This window comes from Marinospirillum sp. (assembly GCF_044810985.1).
GTDB lineage: Bacteria > Pseudomonadota > Gammaproteobacteria > Pseudomonadales > Halomonadaceae > Marinospirillum.
On sequence record NZ_CP085242.1, the window covers coordinates 1,857,296 to 1,873,870 of the forward strand.

Consider the following 16,575-nt stretch of genomic DNA (forward strand, 5'->3'; position numbering starts at 1 on the left):
GGTGAGGCAGGGACTCTATCCAATCTTGCTGTGTGTCCTGCTGGTGCTCAGTGGATGTAGCGCTCAGACCAACAACCCCCAGGACGAGCTGACCTTAACCGGTGAGCCCCTTGATGCTGACCTGATACCAGCCAGTCAAGAAGATGACAAGGATGAGAGTGAAGATAAAGAAGATACTGAAGAGGAAGAGCTGAAGCTTCTGCAAGCCAACCTGGAAGAGCTTTCCCCGGAAGAACTGCGTGAAGAGATGCGTATGCTAAATGACCTCCAGGCAGGCCTGGAAATTACTCTGGCCGCCTGCGAAGATGAGCCGCATTGTGTGACTGCTTTCACAGAACAGGAACTTGAACGCTTACAAAAAGAAATCCAACTCATTATAGGGAGATTGGAAAGCGAAGAAGCAGAGTATGATGAGCTGCTTGGGCAGTTGCAGAAAACACAAACCGGATACAACCAGCTGCAAAACGACTTTACTCAAGTGGCAGCACGTATCGACAGGGATGAACTGGAAGGCAACTGGGCAGACCAGTTTGTCTTTGATGATTTTGATCTGGGACCGGACGTTCCTTACCCCAATGAACACATTACTTTGAACCTGTTTGAAGATGCTCACAAGCCACTACCCATTGAATAATGGCCCCAATGACAAAAGGTGACGAACACTATGGCTCTTTTTACCAAAACCAAAAAAATGTCCATCATGTTTGCCGACATTTGCGGCAGTACCAAGCTCTACGACCGGCTTGGTGATGAAGCAGCCCGCAAGGTGATTGCTGATACCCTGACCCTGCTGGCGGAATCCGTCAAACGCTTTAACGGCACCGTCATCAAAACCATCGGTGATGAAATCATGTGTACCTTCCCCGATGCCGAGGCTGCACTGAAAGCTGGTGTGGATATGCAGGAAAACCTGGAAGACGCCAATGACGAAGGCTTTGCCGAAGTGCCCGTGCAGATTCGCATCGGCTTTCATTATGGCCCGGCGATCATGGAAGACGGGGATGTTCATGGTGATGCTGTCAACGTCTCCGCCCGGATGGCCTCCCAGGCTCAGGCCGACCAGATCATCACCACCAGTGAAACCTCCAAGCTTTTGAATGCGGCCCTTCAGGAAGACATCAAGTTCGTTGACTACGCCCCCATCAAGGGCAAAGGCACCGTGGAAATTGTCAAATTCGAATGGAAGGAAGACGATGCCACCCAGATGTCGGCTGACATTCCCAATGCCATCGCCAGTATTGGGGAAGCAGCGGAACTTACCCTGAAATACAAGGATGCAGAAATCGTTCTGAACAACGAACGTGAATTTGCTGTTCTGGGGCGCAGTGCCACCTGCGACCTGCCGGTCAAGGAAAGCCTGGCTTCGCGCCAGCACATCAAAATTGAACTGCGCCGCGACAAATTCTTTCTGATCGACCAGAGCACCAATGGCACCTATGTTCAGCAGGCTGATGGCAGTGAAGCCTTTGTTCGTCGTGAAGAAGTCCCTCTGATCGGGGAAGGAAAAATCAGTCTGGGTCGTGCGTTTAACGATAACCCACAAGACCTGGTCAGCTACTCCTATGCGAACAACTGAAAAGGAATGGGAAAATGACTGCAGAAACCCTTAACGCCCTGGCCACCTCCAGTGGCAAAACCCACCGGGGGCATGTACGTCCTGTCAATGAAGACGCCTTTCTGGATCGCTGTGAAGATGGGCTTTGGGTCGTGGCAGATGGCATGGGTGGCCATGATGCCGGTGATGTTGCCAGTCGCATGATCGTGGAAAGCCTGCGCACCACCCCCATGGAAGGCAGTCTTGCGGAACGCCTGGACCGGATTGAAGATGCTCTGGATCAGGTCAATGACCACCTTTTGCACCGCAGCACCAAAGAAGACGGCAAAAAACACATTATTGGCAGCACTCTGGCCTTGTTCATCATCGAAAATGCCCGCATGGGAGCCCTTCTCTGGGCCGGAGACAGCCGTATCTATCGCTTACGCCACGGCCAACTGACCCAACTGAGTGCCGACCACTCCCAGGTTGAAACCTATATTCGCCAGGGCATCATCTCCCGTGAAGAAGCCCGGTCTCATCCTGATCGGCACATCATTACGCGGGCGGTCGGCAGCCATGAAGACCTGTTTCTGGAGGCGGATCTCTGCGAACTCAGCAGTAATGACCGCTATTTGCTATGCAGTGATGGCTTAACCCGTCACCTGGAAGACTCTGAAATAAGCGATCTACTCAAGAAGGGTACGGCTGATGAAGCCTGCCAGCAACTGATCGACCTCACGCTTGAACGGGGCGCCAAAGACAACGTCACGGCTGTTGTCATCGATATCAATTAGGGGCAGATACTTCACCATGGTTGACCTGAAACGCACACTGGAAGCTCTGGCTGCCAATGAAATAGCCATTCCAGAAGTACAGGTGATGATTCAAAGCCTGCTGCAGGAGCGCCAACTAACTGGCGAACAACTGCATCAGTCTTTGAACTCGGCTGTGCAAAGCGGGTTGATCACATCGGCCCAGGCCGACCGCCTGAATTATTCAGGCCCCGACGAGCCGATTCAGGACTCAGAAGACGAGGATGATGACGAAGCGGCCACAGTGATCGCCTACCCCAACCAGGCGCAGGAATCAGAGTCTGCTGATGAGCCGGACGATGAAGACGAAGATGCCACGGTGATCGCCACCCCGCCGCCTCCGGCGGATGACGACCCGGATGATGAAGATGCCACCATCATAGCAACGCCCCAGCCGCCTGCTCAGAAAGATGAGGATGAGGAGGATGAAGATGCCACGGTGATCGCCACTCCCGGCCAAAGTCCGGATACCCAGTTAACCGTCGTCTCCGAGGAGCAACCCGGGCATAGCAGCACCTATTCATCAACCGGCTACAGCACCACCAACACCTCCCAGCGTTCCTGGGATTTACCCGGTGCCACTGACTCCCAACTCAAAAAACTCGGCCCCGGCTCCATCATCAAAGACCGTTTCATCCTCGATAAGGTACTGGGTGCCGGGGGTATGGGTAAGGTGTTCCAGGCCCGGGATCTACTCAAGGTAGAGGCCAAGGACAGCAACCCCTATGTGGCCATGAAAGTCCTGACCGAAGACTTCAAGGCCCATCCCCAGGCATTTGTGGCACTGCAAAGGGAAGCCAGTCGCCAGCAAAAACTGGCCCACCCCAACATCGCCACGGTTTACGACTTCGACCGTATCGGCATGACCGGCACCCAGGTTTTCATCACCATGGAGCTGCTGGTCGGCAAACCTCTGGATACTTTTATCCGCAAGGTGGTCAGGCCCAGGGGCGGCCTGCCCTTTGAAGAAGCCTTCCCCCTGATTGAGCAGTTGGGCGCGGCTCTCTCTTATGCCCACCAACGCAATATCGTTCACTCCGATTTCAAACCGGGCAACGCTTTTCTGTGTGACGATGGCACGGTAAAAACCCTGGATTTTGGTATCGCCCGAGCGGTTAATGCCGGGGCCGATGATGAAAAAGACCAGGGCAAAGATGAAGAGGAAACCGCGGATGATTTTGATGCCGGTGATCTGGGCGCCCTCACCCCTGCTTATGCTTCCCTGGAAATGCTGCAGGGCAAAGACCCATCCACCCAGGATGACCTCTATGCCCTGGCGGTGGTGGCCTATGAACTCCTGACCGGCTACCACCCCTTCAACAAAAAATCCGCCCTCAAAGCCCAGGAAGCCAAACTGCTTCCCGCTCCCATCAAGGGCCTGAAAAAACGCCAGATGAAAGGGCTGATGCGTGGTCTGGCTTTTAGCAAAGAAGACCGCACGCCCACAGTTGAACAGTTTCTGGAAGAGCTGGAAGGCAAGGCCAACTGGCACAAGAACCCCTGGGTATTGGGTTCCGCCTTTGCCATTATTCTGGGGGTGGCCACCTACAACCCACTACTCAACTACCTTGACCGCCTTCATGTTGACCGTCTAATCGAGCAGGTGGAAACCCAGGAGCCCCGGCAAATCGAGGAAGTCATCGGCACCCTTCCCGAGCTGGAAGTGAATGCCCGCAACAGGATCACGGATAGCACGCGCGATATTCTCCAGTCCCATCTTGAGGAACTGATGAATGAAGCGGTTGATGTCGATGAAAAGCGTTATGATTTTGACCGGGCCAGCCATGAGCTGACACGCATGGAGCAGCTCTACCCTGACTCAGCTGCGGCCATATCCCTGCGCAACCACCTGGAACTGGAGCGCAACCGTTATCTACATCAACTCAGTCAGCGCCTGAACACTGCCCTGGAAAATGAAAACCTGTTACCGGGCGAAAACCGTCCGGAAAGCATCAGTGAGATTTTATCCCTGATCGTTGCCGTAGCCCCTGGTCACCAAATGCTCAGTGATCCCAGGGTTCCCGATGCCTATGCCACGGCAGCCCAGGAAGCCATCAATCTGGATGCCCTGCAACAGGCCCGCACTTTTCTGGATCTGGGCCTGGCCCGTCTGCCTGACGACATCAGCCTGATCAACACCCAGGATCGTTGGGAGATTGCATTTCAGGAACAACAGCGTCGCCAGGAAGTTGAACAACTGAGTGAGCGCTTTGCAGAAGATGACGAACCCCTGGAAAACCTGGATCAGCTGATTGCTGCAAAAGATTCCCTGATTGAACTGGCCAACCTGGCCCCCCAAGACCCGGCCCTGGAGGCTCTGGGGCAACTGGCAGAACCTTTGGTTGCCCAGCTGGACAGTCGTGAACTGCTCAATGAACACCAACACCTCTGGTTGGCACTGGGCCTGCAAGACACCCTGATCAACCAGGGCATCCAGCCAACCGATGCGGAGCAACAACTTCAGCAACAGCTGGATGACCCTGAAATCACGCCGGCCTGGGAAGGTGAAGTCAAGCGTCTGCTCTCTTGGCTGGAGGCCCATGAAGACGGGGACTCTTCAGTCATTGCCGCCGCACGCGAAAAACTCACAGACCTCTATCTGGCCGCCAGTGAGGAGATGGAAGAGTCCAGTCGCTTCAACAATGCCCTGGCCCTGCTTGACAGAGCCGAATCTCTGGGCCTGGAGGCGGGCAACCTCCAGGAGACCCGCAATCGTGTCGATGAAGCCTACCAGGACTACCTGAAGGAGCGCGAAGAAGCTGCTCTGGCCGCAAGAATCGAGGGTCTGCAAAACACCCTGCTGGTTCAGGCTTCTGCCCGGGAACTGGATGAAGCCGAATCCACTCTGGATGAACTCCGGCAATATCTTGAAGAGGACGACCCCTTCCTCACAATCACCGCTGCCGATGCCATGGCTGAAGCCTACCTGCAGGCCACCGAAGACCTGGGAAGTGAAAGTAAGTACAGAGCTGCTGTGGATATGGCCGAGCGAGGCCTGGAAATTGCCCCCAATGACCTGCAGCTGCAAAGTGCGCGGGACAACTTCCTGGTTGAAGGCAATATCAACGAACTCAATCAACTCTTTGCTGAAGCGGAACATTTTGATACGCCAGCAGCGGAAAAAATGCTCACGGAAATACGCAATCTGGCCCCCGAGCGCTTTACCGAGCTGGAAACCCGCTACACCAACCTGCTGGTGGAACGCATTCTGGAAGTGGCTGATGACAGCCGCAAAGAAGCCGAAAGCCTGGCCAGCCGGGGCAGCATACTCTTCCCGGACAATGGCCGCCTGTCACGCTTGCGGGCTGATCTTGCGCCACCTCCCTGGCCACAGGGACGGACGGCCAGGGCCGCCTTGAGTACAGGACGTCTCAACGAGGCGCGAGGCATGCTGGAAGCCTCCAAGGAAAGACTCCCGGAACATCCGGAAGTGCTTGATTTTGAAAAAGACCTCAAGGCCCGAATTGAAGAGGCGGAAACCACCTTTGCGCGTTTTGAAGAAAACCTGGAAGCTGAAGACTTCCAGGCTGCCCGCGAACACCTGGGTGAGGCCCGCCAGATGTGGACGGACAACAACAGCTACCGCGCTGCCATAGGCCGTCTGAGTGAACGCATGGCCGCCCAGCGCTGGCAGGGCCAGATTCTGCAACGAGACATGGACATCCGTTCTCTGCAAGCCTCCGATGAAATCACCGGAGCCGATGTGGCAGGACAACCCTGGGAGCCCCTGGAAAGTGCCCGCCCCTGTACCGAGGAGCTGGCCAGCTATGGTCGCCGTGCGCGTGCCATCTGTTTTGACATGCTGCATGAAAGTGTACGCGGGCCTCTGTTGGTGGTCGTTCCCGACAATAATCAGCAACCGGGATTTGCCATTACCAAGTACGAAATATCCAACCAGGATTACAACAAATATTGCTTTCTAAGTGGTCAATGCCCGGTTCAGGAAGAACAGGATCAGAACCTGCCACGCACTCATTTATCGGTTGCTGAAATCCGTGACTATGCCCAGTGGTTGTCCGAACGCAGTGGTCATACTTACCGCTTACCAACCCGCAGCGAGTGGAGCTACGCGGCTTCAGCTCAAGGACAACAGCCACCCAGGGACTATAACTGCCGGGTGCGTCTGGGTGGCCAGGTTCTCAAGGGCGATCAGCTCAACCGGGTTTCAACAGGCCACCAAAATGGTTGGGGGCTGCAAAACTTCATTGGTAATGTCCAGGAGTTGACGGTTGAGGAGGATAGCCTGGTTGCTCTGGGTGGCGCTTATCAGGACCCGCATGCCGAGTGCGGTCTTGACTTTGCCCGCAGCCACTCAGGTGAAGCCGATGAAATCACCGGCTTCAGATTGGTTCGTGAAGAGGTTGTGCCTGCGCAGTTGCAAAGTGCTCAGGCCGAACAGATTAATGAGTAAAACAGAGATAAAGTCATGCAAACCAACTTGAAAACCCTGTCCCGCCAGTATGCCAATGGCCTTCTGACCAAGACGGATTACAGGCAAGCAAGGGCTGAGCTGATTGAAACGGCTCAGGACAATGACCACACCGAACCCCAGGTCACGGTGCCCCAGAGTGCCACTGAGGAGGATGACCAGGATTCCGAGTCATCCGACAAAGAGGGCTGGCAAAGCAACTCGCCACGCCCTCCTCCCCCGGAGGCCAACCGCGAACCCAGCAAGCAATGCAAACGACGCAATCAGTTTCTGTTGGTTCTGGTGCTGCTGCTTGCTGCAGCCCTGGGCTACCTGACCCTGGCCTGAATCACCGGCCCTGCCATTCGGGCGGGCGTTTTTCAACAAAGGCACAGATGCCCTCTTTGGCATCCAGGGTCTTCAGGTTCTTGGCCATGACTTCACTGGTATAGGCATAGGCTTCTTCCAGGGGCATTTCCACCTGATGGTAAAAAGCCTCCTTACCAATCGCCAGGGTTTTCGGTGACTTGCTGGCAACAAGCTCCGCCAGACTCAGGGTTGCTTCTCCCAACTCAGCATCAGCCACCACCCGATTGACCAGACCCAGCTGTTCCGCTTTTGCGGCGGAAATCATTTCACCGGTCAACAGCATTTCCATGGCTGCTTTACGGCTGACATTGCGCGTCAGAGCCACCATAGGCGTTGAACAAAAAAGACCAATATTGACCCCCGGCGTGGCAAAACGGGCCGACTCCGCTGCCACCGCCAGATCACAGGAAGCCACCAACTGACAGCCTGCCGCCGTAGCCACGCCCTGAACCTGAGCAATCACCGGTTTGGGCAACTTGACCAACTGCTGCATCACCTGGCTGCATTTTTGAAAAAGCGCCAACTGGGCCGAATCATCACCCAACTGCCCCTGAACTTCCTTCAAGTTATGACCCGCACAAAACACCTTGCCCTGAGCGGCCAGGATGACGACCCGAATGGCAGGCTGCTCGACCACTTCCCGTAAACGTGCTTCCAGTTGGTCCAGCATCGCCAGAGATAAACTGTTGCGAGCTTCCGGCTGACAAAGTGTCAACAAGCCCACACCCTTGCCAATATCTTCCAGAGTCACCATCTCATGAGCGGCTTCAGTCATGTTATCCTCCTGTTTATTGTTAATTGCTATAAGGAAAGAAGATGAGCACTAATCCTCAGGATATCCTGCGTCAGAGTAAAAACCTAGCCATCGTTGGCATTTCCGACAAACCCGACCGCGCCAGCTATCGGGTAGCTGCCTATCTGAAGGAGGCCGGTTATCATCTTTACCCGGTCAATCCCCGCCTGGATGAAGTTTTGGGCCTGACCTGTTATCCCAGTCTGGCGGCCATTCCCGATCCCATTGATCTGGTGGATGTGTTCCGCAAATCCGAAGACTGTCTGCCCATTGCTGAAGAAGCGGTCAAGATCGGTGCCAAAGCGCTTTGGTTACAACTGGGTATTCGTAATGCGGAATGTCGAGCGCTGGCCGAGACTGAAGGTCTGGATTATGTCGAAGACCATTGCACCAAGATTGAACACGGTCAACTGAACCAGAGCTGATTCAAGTATAGCATCAACGGCAGGGTCAGCATGGCCACCAGAGTCTGTGCGGTAATCACCGCGGCCATCAGGGGCGCATCGCCTCCCAGTTGTCTGGAGAGGATATAAGCACTGGTGGCTGTGGGCATGGCTGCAAAAAGCACCAGTACGGCCTGAGCCTGACTGTTCAGCCCCAGCAGCTGGCTCAGAGCCATTGCCAGCAGAGGCATCAACAAGAGTTTGAGCAGGGAGCTGAAAATCAAGGGGCCTCCTGCAGAGCGCAGGGCATTGAGATTCAGGGCCACACCCACGGCCAGCAAGCCCAGAGGCAAAGCTGCCCGAGCCAGTATTTCCAAGGTCGGCTGACTCCAACCAGGCAACCCGATGCCGCTGACATTCAACAGCAAACCCAAAAGACAAGCCAGAATCAGGGGATTGCTGGCCAGGGTCTTCAGGGTGGCGGTGATACTCAAACGCTGGTCACCAGCATAGACAGCAAACATAAGGACGCAAAGCAGGTTCAGCAGGGGAATCATCAAGGCCATAATGACGGCTGCCAGGGCCAGGCCCAGACTCCCGAACAACTCGGCGGAACTGGCCAGGGCCACATAAGTGTTGAAACGCAGCGCCCCCTGAAAAACCGAGGTAAACTCGGCACCATCGCGGCTGATCCAGCGCTTCAACAACCAGACCAGAAGGGTCATAAGCGACAACAGCAGGAACACGGCCAGAAGTACGCGATCAACATCCAGGTCAGCGAAATCGGCAACCGCCAGTCGACTGACCAGCATGGCCGGAAACAGGAAAAAATAAACCAGTCGCTCCAACTGGGGCCAGAATTCAGCGGTAGGAAAAGTCAGGCGCTTTAAAAGCAGGCCCAGCAACAAAACCATAAAAACCGGACCCAGGGCATTTATTAAAGCCAGCATAAGCGTAAAATCCTCATGTTAAGCTCAAGCAATCCTAAGCTCAGGAAATGTGATGAACCCAAAACCCAGTCGGCCAAAACGTCACTATCCCTTGAATATTTTTATTCTGGTTACCCTGTTGGCCATTTTGCTGGCCGTCTGGTACGCCACGGATTATCTGGGCGATCGCCAGACCGATGATGTCCGCTGGTATCCAGCGGCCCCCTGTGAGCTGCCGGAAGAAACCTGCACGGCTGAGCTGCAGGCGGAACGCAAGATCCTGTTTGATCTGGACAATGAAGACCCCAAACCCCTGGACCTTCTGCCCATGACCGTCCAGCTTGAAGGTTTTTCAGACGCAGAACTGGATTCTCTGCGCCTGGAGTTGGATCTGCAGGGGCGTGATATGTATATGGGCTACAATCGCACTCCTTTTGAGCATCAGGGCGACGGCGTTTTTACCGCATCCCCGCTGCTGGGCCTCTGCACCGATGAGGTAATGGTCTGGCGTGCCAGTGTCATGATCCACCCCACCCTGGGGAAGAGCTATGGCAGTTATTTTGACTTCACGGTTACTCAGCGGAATTTTCGATAAGCAAGCGTGACCAGATAGCCCTCAGCCCTTCTACCTGGGGGCCTTCTCGCGTATCAAAAGCACTCGACTCATAACCCCACCAGTCCCAGCAGCCTTTTGGGTTGGGCAGGGTGGCTTCAACCTGTGGAAAAACCAGAACCAGATCGCGGGCATCGGCCTGCTGTAAGTAACCGCTTTTCTCCACAAACTCAGTATCCAGCTTTTCTGCTCCCTGTTCACAGCCATGCAGCACCATTTTCAAGCCGCAGTTATCTGAACCGTCACAGGCAGGTGGCTGATAATAATAGCCAAAGTCAGCCATGCCGCGGCTGTTTTCACTGAAAGGGCTTTGACTGAATTTTTTCAGCTCACCCTGAGGCTCGCTGGACAGTGAACGAGGCTGGTTAGAATCCAGATGATCCAGACTCAGGCCCGCACCGGAAAAGCCACAGGCATTCACAAAAGGGGAGCGGGTTTCGCTGCAGGGGACACCCTGGCTTTGCGTCGGCAAACCATGACCGGCGCTGGAGCCCTGCTTGACCTGAAGCTGGTCTTCCGCAACCAGTTGCTTGTAAAAATCCACAGTCGCCTGGCTGACTGGAGCGTGAATAAGGGGATCAAATTCAGCACGATAAATAAAAACCCGGTTGTCTTTCAGCTGCTGCAGATCCCCCAGCTTACCTTCCTCAGAATCAGCTCTGGCCTTACTCACCAGAGCACTGGCATCAGGGCGACCACGGGTGGTGGCCATGCATTGCAATAAAGCGGTATTGACGCCATTCCGTGCACATCCATAGGGGCCTGCGGCAAAAACGGCCACCCCTTTCACTTCGGAAGGCCAGGCCAAATGCAATTGCTGAGCCATGTAGCCCCCTGAAGACAGGCCGCCCACATAAAAGCGCTCAGGGTCCAGTTGCATCTCCGGCAGTTGCGGGTAATCATCCCCGCCTCGGCCACAGCCCACCAACAACCCGGCTACGATCACCAGCAGCAGCCACTTGCATTCTCTTCTTCCCAGCATTGTCTTACCCCTGTTCATGAATCCATTGCTGCAATTATAAAAACTCTTCCAATACCTTGTTCAACCAGAGCCAGCCCAACTCATTGCATGCCAAGCAATCCTGTTGATCTGTCCACAACCCCTGCTGCCGGAGTTTATCCAGCAAAGGTTGCAAGTCTGTCAAAGGCAAACCGGTGCGCTGGTTATAGATTTCTGCAGCCACGCCTTCACGCAACCTGAGGGCATTCATCATGAACTCCACCGGGCGCTGATCCTGGGTGACTGATTCACTGCCTGCCAGAAAATCCCGCCCTTCCAACAGACGGGAAAGATAGGCCTGGGGTTGGCGGGTTTTCCAGCGGCGTTCGATTAAAAGACCACCGGGCTGATTTGCTTGCTGGCGTGTCAATTTACCATGAGCACCCGCCCCCAGCCCCAGGTAATCACCAAATTGCCAGTAGTTGAGATTATGCCTGGCCTGATAGCCCGGTTGCGCGTAAGCCGAAACTTCATAGTTGGCATAACCCGCTTCAGCCAGCAGCGCCGCACCGGCATCCTGGATATCCACCAGTACTTCCTCATCCGGCAGGCGGGGTGGGCGACGGAAAAACTCCGTATTGGGTTCCAGAGTCAGTTGATACCAGGAAATATGCCGAGGCTTTAAGGCCAGGGCCTGTTGCAGATCCGCCAAAGCCAGTTCGGGTGTCTGGCCCGGCAGGCCGTGCATCAAATCCAGATTGAAATTATCAAAGCCAGCCTGACGCGCCGCTTCAGCCGCCAGGATAGCTTCTTCACCACTGTGAATCCGTCCCAGAGCCTGGAGCTGCTCGCTAGCAAACGACTGAACACCCATCGACAGGCGATTGATGCCCGCCTGGCGATAACCCTCAAAACGTGATTGTTCAACCGTACCTGGGTTGGCTTCCAGAGTGATTTCGCAGTCGTCCTGCAGTGCCAGACGCTGGCCCAGACCTGCAAAAAAAGCCTGATAGCCAGCGGGTGACATCAGGCTGGGTGTGCCCCCACCAAAGAAAATGGAAACCAGGGGCCGCTCTGCCACTTCCGGCCAGGCACGCAGTTCGTGATCCAGATCGGCCAGCAGGGCTTGCACATACTGCTTCTCGGTAGCAGCATCCAGCTGCGCTTTGCTGGAAGTCTCACCCGTGGAGTCCAGAGCATGAGAGTTAAAATCACAATAAGGGCATTTACGCACACACCAGGGCAGGTGGACGTAAAGAGCCAGAGGCAAAGAACTCACTGACCCTGGCGCTCTTGCAGAGCCTCTAAAAGCAACAGACTGGCGCGGCCACGATGCGAAAGGCGATTTTTTTCTTCCTTGCTCAATTCGGCTGCCGTTTTGTTCAGGTCAGGCAACCAGAAAAGCGGATCATAACCAAAACCACCCTCACCTTGAGCTTCAGTCAGCACTCGCCCTTCCCAACTGGCCTGAACAATAATCGGGGTGGGGTCCAGGGCATGACGCATCAAGGCCAGTACACACCAATAACGCGCAGTGCGTTCTTCCGGCGGCAGACCTGCCAGTTCTTGCAGCAGGCGGGCATTGTTCTGGGCATCCGTACTGCCTGGCCCGGCAAAGCGGGCCGAGTAAATCCCCGGTGCACCTTTCAGGGCATCCACTTCTATGCCGGAATCATCAGCCAGGGCTGCACAGCCGGTTGCCCGGGCCGCATTGCGGGCCTTGATTAACGCATTTTCCACAAAAGTCAGGCCGGTTTCTTCTGCTTCTTCCACCTGGTAAACCGACTGGGATTCGACCTGCCAACCCAAAGGCTGCAGCAGATCGGAAAACTCCTTGAGCTTGCCAGCATTGCCGCTGGCGAGAATCAATTTTGACATGGGGTTACTCAATATTCAGACGGCGAACAAAATCCAGCCTCTCGGCAGGTTCGCCGGAAGCGTATTTGACTTTCAGATTAAAGCGTATCGATTCATCACCACTGTAGCGAAAGGTGCTGAGGGTGGAATAACCTTCACCCTGACCCACTTCGATCTCGCGGAAACTCAAAGGCCGGGTCTGACCCACCAGGTTACCGGCCTGCCCGGAAACTCGGGGATGCTCAACCGGCTCCAGACTGCCATCTTTCCGTTTCTTCATAACGGTGATCCGCAAAAGCCCCAACCCCTTGCTGCGCGTCAGGCCATAAGCCTGAGCCAACTGAGGATCAAGAAACGAAGTCGGTAGAACGTCGTAAAAAATCCGGTAATCACCCACCTCACGAACCCTTTCCTGATCAGCCGCAGAAACGGCCACTGGAATCCCTGCCAGGCAGAGGATCAAAGCCAACACTATTACTCTTCTCATCATGCTACTCCCTTCAACGACTAATACGATAGATCGCCACTTCCCCGAAAAGGTTCGGCCAGAGGCGGGCTTTCCAGTGATCTTCATAGGCGAGGTTGCCTACAGCACGATCCAGAATCCTGATGTTTTTATCCGCACACAGGGCTTCAAAATCCTTGAAGGTGATCAAGTGGATATTGGGGGTGTCATACCACTGGTAGGGCAGGGTGCGGGAAACCGGCAAGCGACCCCGGAAGGCCAGAAAAAGCCGGCAGCGCCAGTGGGCAAAGTTGGGAAAGGTGACGATGGCTTCCCGCCCAACGCGCAGCATTTCATCCAGGGCCAGATCCTGGCGGCGCAGCACCTGCAAAGCCTGGGTCATGATTACCGTGTCATAGCTGTCGTCGGCAAAGTTTTTCAAACCCCGGTTGAGATCCTGTTCAATCACATCCACACCACGGCTGATGCAGGCCGTGATTTTTTCAGGATCGATTTCCAGTCCATAGCCCCTGACCTGTTTCTGGGTTTCCAGATGCCAAAGCAGCGCACCGTCCCCGCAAGCCAGATCCAGTACATGAGCGGAAGGTTTCACCCAGTTGGCAATAATGGCAAGATCCTGGCGCATTCATTTCACCTCACTGGCAGTCAATTCATCGGCAGCGCGTTGCATATAAGCTGAAAAAACCGCCTGATATCGCTCATCGGGAATCAGGAAGGCATCATGGCCATGCTGGGATTTGATGCGCGCATAGCTCACTCTTTTCTGGGCTGCAGTCAGGGCATCCACCAGCTCCTCGGAACGCCGGGGTGAAAAGCGCCAGTCCGTGGTAAAACTGACCACCAGAAAGCGGCATTCGGCCCGGGCCAGGGCTTGCGGAAGATTTCCCTGATAATCAGCAGCCGGGTCAAAGTAATCCAGTGCCTTGGTCATCAGCAGGTAAGTGTTGGCATCAAAGCTTTCCGAAAAAGTATCGCCCTGATAGCGCAGGTAGGATTCCACTTCAAAGTCCACATCATAGCCATAGTTGAGTTGATCCTTGCGCAGATCCCGCCCGAATTTCTCGCCCATGGAATGCTCAGACAGATAGGTGATGTGCCCCACCATTCGGGCCAGTCGCAAACCATAACGCGGAATCGTGCCCTGCTCCTGGTAACGCCCCCCGTGAAAATCAGGATCGGTGCGTATGGCCTGGCGTGCGACTTCATTAAAGGCAATGTTCTGGGCCGTCAGCTTGGAAGTACTGGCAATAATCACGGCATGACGCAGGCGTTGGGGGTAGCGCAGCGACCATTCCAGCACCTGCATGCCACCCAGGCTGCCACCCACCACGGCGGCCCACTGCTGGATACCCAGGCGATCCGCCAGCAAGGCCTGGGAGTTCACCCAGTCCGCCACCGTCAAGACCGGGAAATCGGGGCCATAGGGCTGACCGGTTTGCGGATTGGTGGAAGAGGGGCCGGTCGAGCCATGACAGCCGCCCAGATTATTCAGGGAGACCACAAAGAAACGGTTGGTATCGATCGGCTTGCCCGGCCCTATGTAACTGTCCCACCAGCCGGGCTTGCGATCTTCCGACGAATGATAGCCTGCCGCGTGATGATGGCCGGACAGGGCATGACAAATCAGCACCGCATTACTGGCATCGGCATTCAACTCGCCATAGGTCTCCACCATCAACTGCCAGCTGTTCAGTTGTGAGCCGCATTCCAGGGCCAGGGACTGATCAAACTGCAGAGTCTGGGGGGTCACCAGACCTACAGAGTCAGCCGGAAAATCAGCGCCAGAGGCAGTCGTGGAAGTCATGATCAGATGATGTCCTTGCTGGTCAGGATGGAAAGGTTGATACCGGGAAAATAGCCGTTCAATTTAACATAATTCAGCATCCAGGCGCTAATAGGAAGAGGATCCGGTTTACCCGGCTGGTCTGCTCGGTTAAAATAGGGGATTAACTTTTTTCTCCTTCCCTTCATCCCAGATTTGCAGGTCACCTATGCTACGTATCGTTGAAGAAGCTCTCACCTTCGATGATGTCCTTTTGGTTCCCGGCTATTCCGAGATACTGCCAAAAGACGTCAACCTCAAAACCCAGCTGAGCCGGAACATTCAACTGAATATGCCGCTGATCTCATCAGCCATGGATACTGTGACAGAAGCACGCCTGGCCATTGCCATGGCTCAGGAAGGAGGTCTAGGGGTTATTCACAAGAGCATGACCATCGCCCAGCAGGCCGGCGAAGTTCGCAAGGTCAAAAAACACGAAAGCGTCGTCGTCAAGGACCCGGTCACCGTGGCCCCCACCACCAAAATCCACGAACTTCTGGCCATGGCCGAAGATTATGGCTTTTCCGGATTTCCAGTGGTTGACCAGGGTGAACTGGTTGGCATCGTGACCGGCCGCGACCTGCGTGTTAAGCCTCATGCTGGCGATACCGTAGCCGCCATCATGACACCCCAAAACAAACTGGTCACCGCTCTGGAAAACACCCCCCTGGAAGACATCAAGGCCCGCCTTTACGAACACCGCATTGAAAAGATGCTGCTGGTCGATGATGCCTTTCACCTGCGTGGCCTGGTGACTTTCCGTGATGTTGAAAAAGCCAAGACCTACCCGCTGGCTGCCAAGGATGAAAACGGCAGTCTGCGTGTGGGCGCCGCCGTGGGAACCGGCCCCGAAACACCTGAGCGCGTCAAGGCGCTGGTGGAAGCCGGGGTGGATGTGATCATCGTCGATACGGCGCACGGTCATTCCAAGGGTGTCATTGATCGCGTGGCCTGGATTAAAGAAAACTTCCCGCAGGTGGATGTGATTGGTGGCAATATTGCCACGGCCGAAGCCGCTGTTGCCCTGGCCGAAGCGGGCGCGGATGCCGTTAAAGTTGGTATTGGCCCCGGCTCCATCTGCACCACCCGTATTGTTGCCGGTGTGGGTGTTCCCCAGATTTCTGCCGTTGCCAATGTGGTTGAAGCCCTCAAACCCTACAAGATTCCTGCAATTGCCGACGGTGGTATTCGCTTCTCCGGCGATCTGGCCAAAGCCATCGTTGCCGGTGCTCACGTGGTTATGGTCGGCGGCCTGCTGGCAGGCACCGAAGAAGCCCCCGGTGAAATTGAGCTTTACCAGGGCCGTACCTACAAGGCTTATCGCGGCATGGGTTCAATCGGTGCCATGGGCCAGTCCCAGGGTTCTTCCGACCGTTATTTCCAGGACAAGGAAGCCGGTGTCGAGAAGCTGGTTCCCGAAGGCATTGAAGGCCGAGTTCCCTACAAAGGAGCCATGAGCGCCATCGTTCATCAGCTGATGGGCGGACTGCGGGCAGCCATGGGTTACACCGGTTGCGCCGATATAGAAACCATGCGCACCAAACCCGGCTTCTCGAAAATCTCCAATGCCGGCATGCGTGAATCTCATGTGCATGATGTACAAATCACCAAGGAAGCACCCAACTACCGGGTCAGCTAACAGGACA

The 16,575-nt window shown here is 55.2% G+C and carries 16 protein-coding genes; 8 read left to right on the forward strand and 8 right to left on the reverse strand.

The features are described from left to right. Position 1 precedes the first annotated feature (1 nt). The 5 genes from LG323_RS08740 to LG323_RS08760 are packed head-to-tail and all read left to right on the forward strand — an operon-like array spanning position 2 to position 7,105. On the forward strand, positions 2-634 hold the full coding sequence (locus LG323_RS08740) for a hypothetical protein (RefSeq protein WP_404414975.1): 633 nt from the start codon (positions 2-4) through the stop codon (positions 632-634). Positions 635-664: 30 nt separating this feature from the next. Further along, positions 665-1,576 (forward strand): adenylate/guanylate cyclase domain-containing protein, encoded by a 912-nt coding sequence (locus tag LG323_RS08745; RefSeq protein WP_404414978.1) that lies wholly within the window; start codon positions 665-667, stop codon positions 1,574-1,576. A gap of 14 nt (positions 1,577-1,590) precedes the next feature. Beyond that, positions 1,591-2,331 (forward strand): PP2C family protein-serine/threonine phosphatase, encoded by a 741-nt coding sequence (locus LG323_RS08750; protein ID WP_404414981.1) that lies wholly within the window; start codon positions 1,591-1,593, stop codon positions 2,329-2,331. A 16-nt stretch (positions 2,332-2,347) separates the two neighbouring features. After that, positions 2,348-6,760, forward strand: coding sequence for a protein kinase (locus LG323_RS08755; RefSeq protein WP_404414984.1), 4,413 nt, complete (start codon positions 2,348-2,350; stop codon positions 6,758-6,760). Between the two features lie 15 nt (positions 6,761-6,775). After that, complete coding sequence (locus LG323_RS08760) at positions 6,776-7,105, forward strand: hypothetical protein (RefSeq protein WP_404414987.1); 330 nt, start codon at positions 6,776-6,778, stop codon at positions 7,103-7,105. Position 7,106: 1 nt separating this feature from the next. On the opposite strand, the gene LG323_RS08765 is transcribed toward LG323_RS08760, so the two are convergent. Continuing rightward, positions 7,107-7,901: an enoyl-CoA hydratase gene (locus tag LG323_RS08765; protein WP_404414990.1), complete on the reverse strand. Its 795-nt coding sequence runs from the start codon at positions 7,899-7,901 to the stop codon at positions 7,107-7,109. Positions 7,902-7,942: 41 nt separating this feature from the next. Here LG323_RS08765 and LG323_RS08770 point away from each other — a divergent pair, with 41 nt between their 5' ends. Beyond that, on the forward strand, positions 7,943-8,344 hold the full coding sequence (locus LG323_RS08770; RefSeq protein WP_404414993.1) for a CoA-binding protein: 402 nt from the start codon (positions 7,943-7,945) through the stop codon (positions 8,342-8,344). On the opposite strand, the gene LG323_RS08775 is transcribed toward LG323_RS08770, so the two are convergent. Next, complete coding sequence (locus LG323_RS08775; protein ID WP_404414996.1) at positions 8,326-9,252, reverse strand: AEC family transporter; 927 nt, start codon at positions 9,250-9,252, stop codon at positions 8,326-8,328. The two genes, LG323_RS08770 and LG323_RS08775, sit on opposite strands and share 19 nt — an antisense overlap. 52 nt (positions 9,253-9,304) lie before the next feature. Between LG323_RS08775 and LG323_RS08780 the strand changes: the two genes are divergently transcribed. Next, entirely contained in the window at positions 9,305-9,826 is a 522-nt protein-coding gene (locus tag LG323_RS08780) for a hypothetical protein (protein WP_404414999.1), read from the forward strand. On the opposite strand, the gene LG323_RS08785 is transcribed toward LG323_RS08780, so the two are convergent. The 6 genes from LG323_RS08785 to LG323_RS08810 are packed head-to-tail and all read right to left on the reverse strand — an operon-like array spanning position 9,804 to position 14,911. Next, positions 9,804-10,826: a hypothetical protein gene (locus tag LG323_RS08785; RefSeq protein ID WP_404415002.1), complete on the reverse strand. Its 1,023-nt coding sequence runs from the start codon at positions 10,824-10,826 to the stop codon at positions 9,804-9,806. The two genes, LG323_RS08780 and LG323_RS08785, sit on opposite strands and share 23 nt — an antisense overlap. Positions 10,827-10,860: 34 nt before the next feature. Next, entirely contained in the window at positions 10,861-12,063 is a 1,203-nt protein-coding gene (gene hemW, locus LG323_RS08790; RefSeq protein WP_404415005.1) for a radical SAM family heme chaperone HemW, read from the reverse strand. Beyond that, positions 12,060-12,662 (reverse strand): RdgB/HAM1 family non-canonical purine NTP pyrophosphatase, encoded by a 603-nt coding sequence (gene rdgB, locus LG323_RS08795; RefSeq protein WP_404415008.1) that lies wholly within the window; start codon positions 12,660-12,662, stop codon positions 12,060-12,062. The genes hemW and rdgB overlap by 4 nt, the downstream gene beginning before the upstream one ends. Positions 12,663-12,666: 4 nt before the next feature. Beyond that, positions 12,667-13,131, reverse strand: coding sequence for a DUF4426 domain-containing protein (locus LG323_RS08800; RefSeq protein ID WP_404415011.1), 465 nt, complete (start codon positions 13,129-13,131; stop codon positions 12,667-12,669). A 10-nt stretch (positions 13,132-13,141) separates the two neighbouring features. Then, entirely contained in the window at positions 13,142-13,732 is a 591-nt protein-coding gene (metW, locus tag LG323_RS08805; RefSeq protein ID WP_310697814.1) for a methionine biosynthesis protein MetW, read from the reverse strand. After that, positions 13,733-14,911, reverse strand: a complete 1,179-nt coding sequence (locus LG323_RS08810; protein ID WP_404415015.1) for a homoserine O-acetyltransferase — start codon at positions 14,909-14,911, stop codon at positions 13,733-13,735. It abuts the gene before it with no gap. Positions 14,912-15,098: 187 nt separating this feature from the next. Here LG323_RS08810 and guaB point away from each other — a divergent pair, with 187 nt between their 5' ends. Further along, positions 15,099-16,568: an IMP dehydrogenase gene (gene guaB / locus LG323_RS08815; RefSeq protein ID WP_310695171.1), complete on the forward strand. Its 1,470-nt coding sequence runs from the start codon at positions 15,099-15,101 to the stop codon at positions 16,566-16,568. Positions 16,569-16,575 lie beyond the last annotated feature (7 nt).

What these genes read in the sequence shown, in the direction of transcription:
- LG323_RS08765 (WP_404414990.1), bottom strand. Translation starts at nt 7,901, where the DNA reads ATGACTGAAGCCGCTCATGAGATGGTGACTCTGGAAGATATTGGCAAG.
- LG323_RS08780 (WP_404414999.1), top strand. Translation starts at nt 9,305, where the DNA reads ATGAACCCAAAACCCAGTCGGCCAAAACGTCACTATCCCTTGAATATT.
- LG323_RS08775 (WP_404414996.1), bottom strand. Translation starts at nt 9,252, where the DNA reads ATGCTGGCTTTAATAAATGCCCTGGGTCCGGTTTTTATGGTTTTGTTG.
- LG323_RS08755 (WP_404414984.1), top strand. Translation starts at nt 2,348, where the DNA reads ATGGTTGACCTGAAACGCACACTGGAAGCTCTGGCTGCCAATGAAATA.
- LG323_RS08770 (WP_404414993.1), top strand. Translation starts at nt 7,943, where the DNA reads ATGAGCACTAATCCTCAGGATATCCTGCGTCAGAGTAAAAACCTAGCC.
- LG323_RS08810 (WP_404415015.1), bottom strand. Translation starts at nt 14,911, where the DNA reads ATGACTTCCACGACTGCCTCTGGCGCTGATTTTCCGGCTGACTCTGTA.
- metW (WP_310697814.1), bottom strand. Translation starts at nt 13,732, where the DNA reads ATGCGCCAGGATCTTGCCATTATTGCCAACTGGGTGAAACCTTCCGCT.
- rdgB (WP_404415008.1), bottom strand. Translation starts at nt 12,662, where the DNA reads ATGTCAAAATTGATTCTCGCCAGCGGCAATGCTGGCAAGCTCAAGGAG.
- guaB (WP_310695171.1), top strand. Translation starts at nt 15,099, where the DNA reads ATGCTACGTATCGTTGAAGAAGCTCTCACCTTCGATGATGTCCTTTTG.
- LG323_RS08745 (WP_404414978.1), top strand. Translation starts at nt 665, where the DNA reads ATGGCTCTTTTTACCAAAACCAAAAAAATGTCCATCATGTTTGCCGAC.
- LG323_RS08750 (WP_404414981.1), top strand. Translation starts at nt 1,591, where the DNA reads ATGACTGCAGAAACCCTTAACGCCCTGGCCACCTCCAGTGGCAAAACC.
- LG323_RS08760 (WP_404414987.1), top strand. Translation starts at nt 6,776, where the DNA reads ATGCAAACCAACTTGAAAACCCTGTCCCGCCAGTATGCCAATGGCCTT.
- LG323_RS08785 (WP_404415002.1), bottom strand. Translation starts at nt 10,826, where the DNA reads ATGCTGGGAAGAAGAGAATGCAAGTGGCTGCTGCTGGTGATCGTAGCC.
- LG323_RS08800 (WP_404415011.1), bottom strand. Translation starts at nt 13,131, where the DNA reads ATGATGAGAAGAGTAATAGTGTTGGCTTTGATCCTCTGCCTGGCAGGG.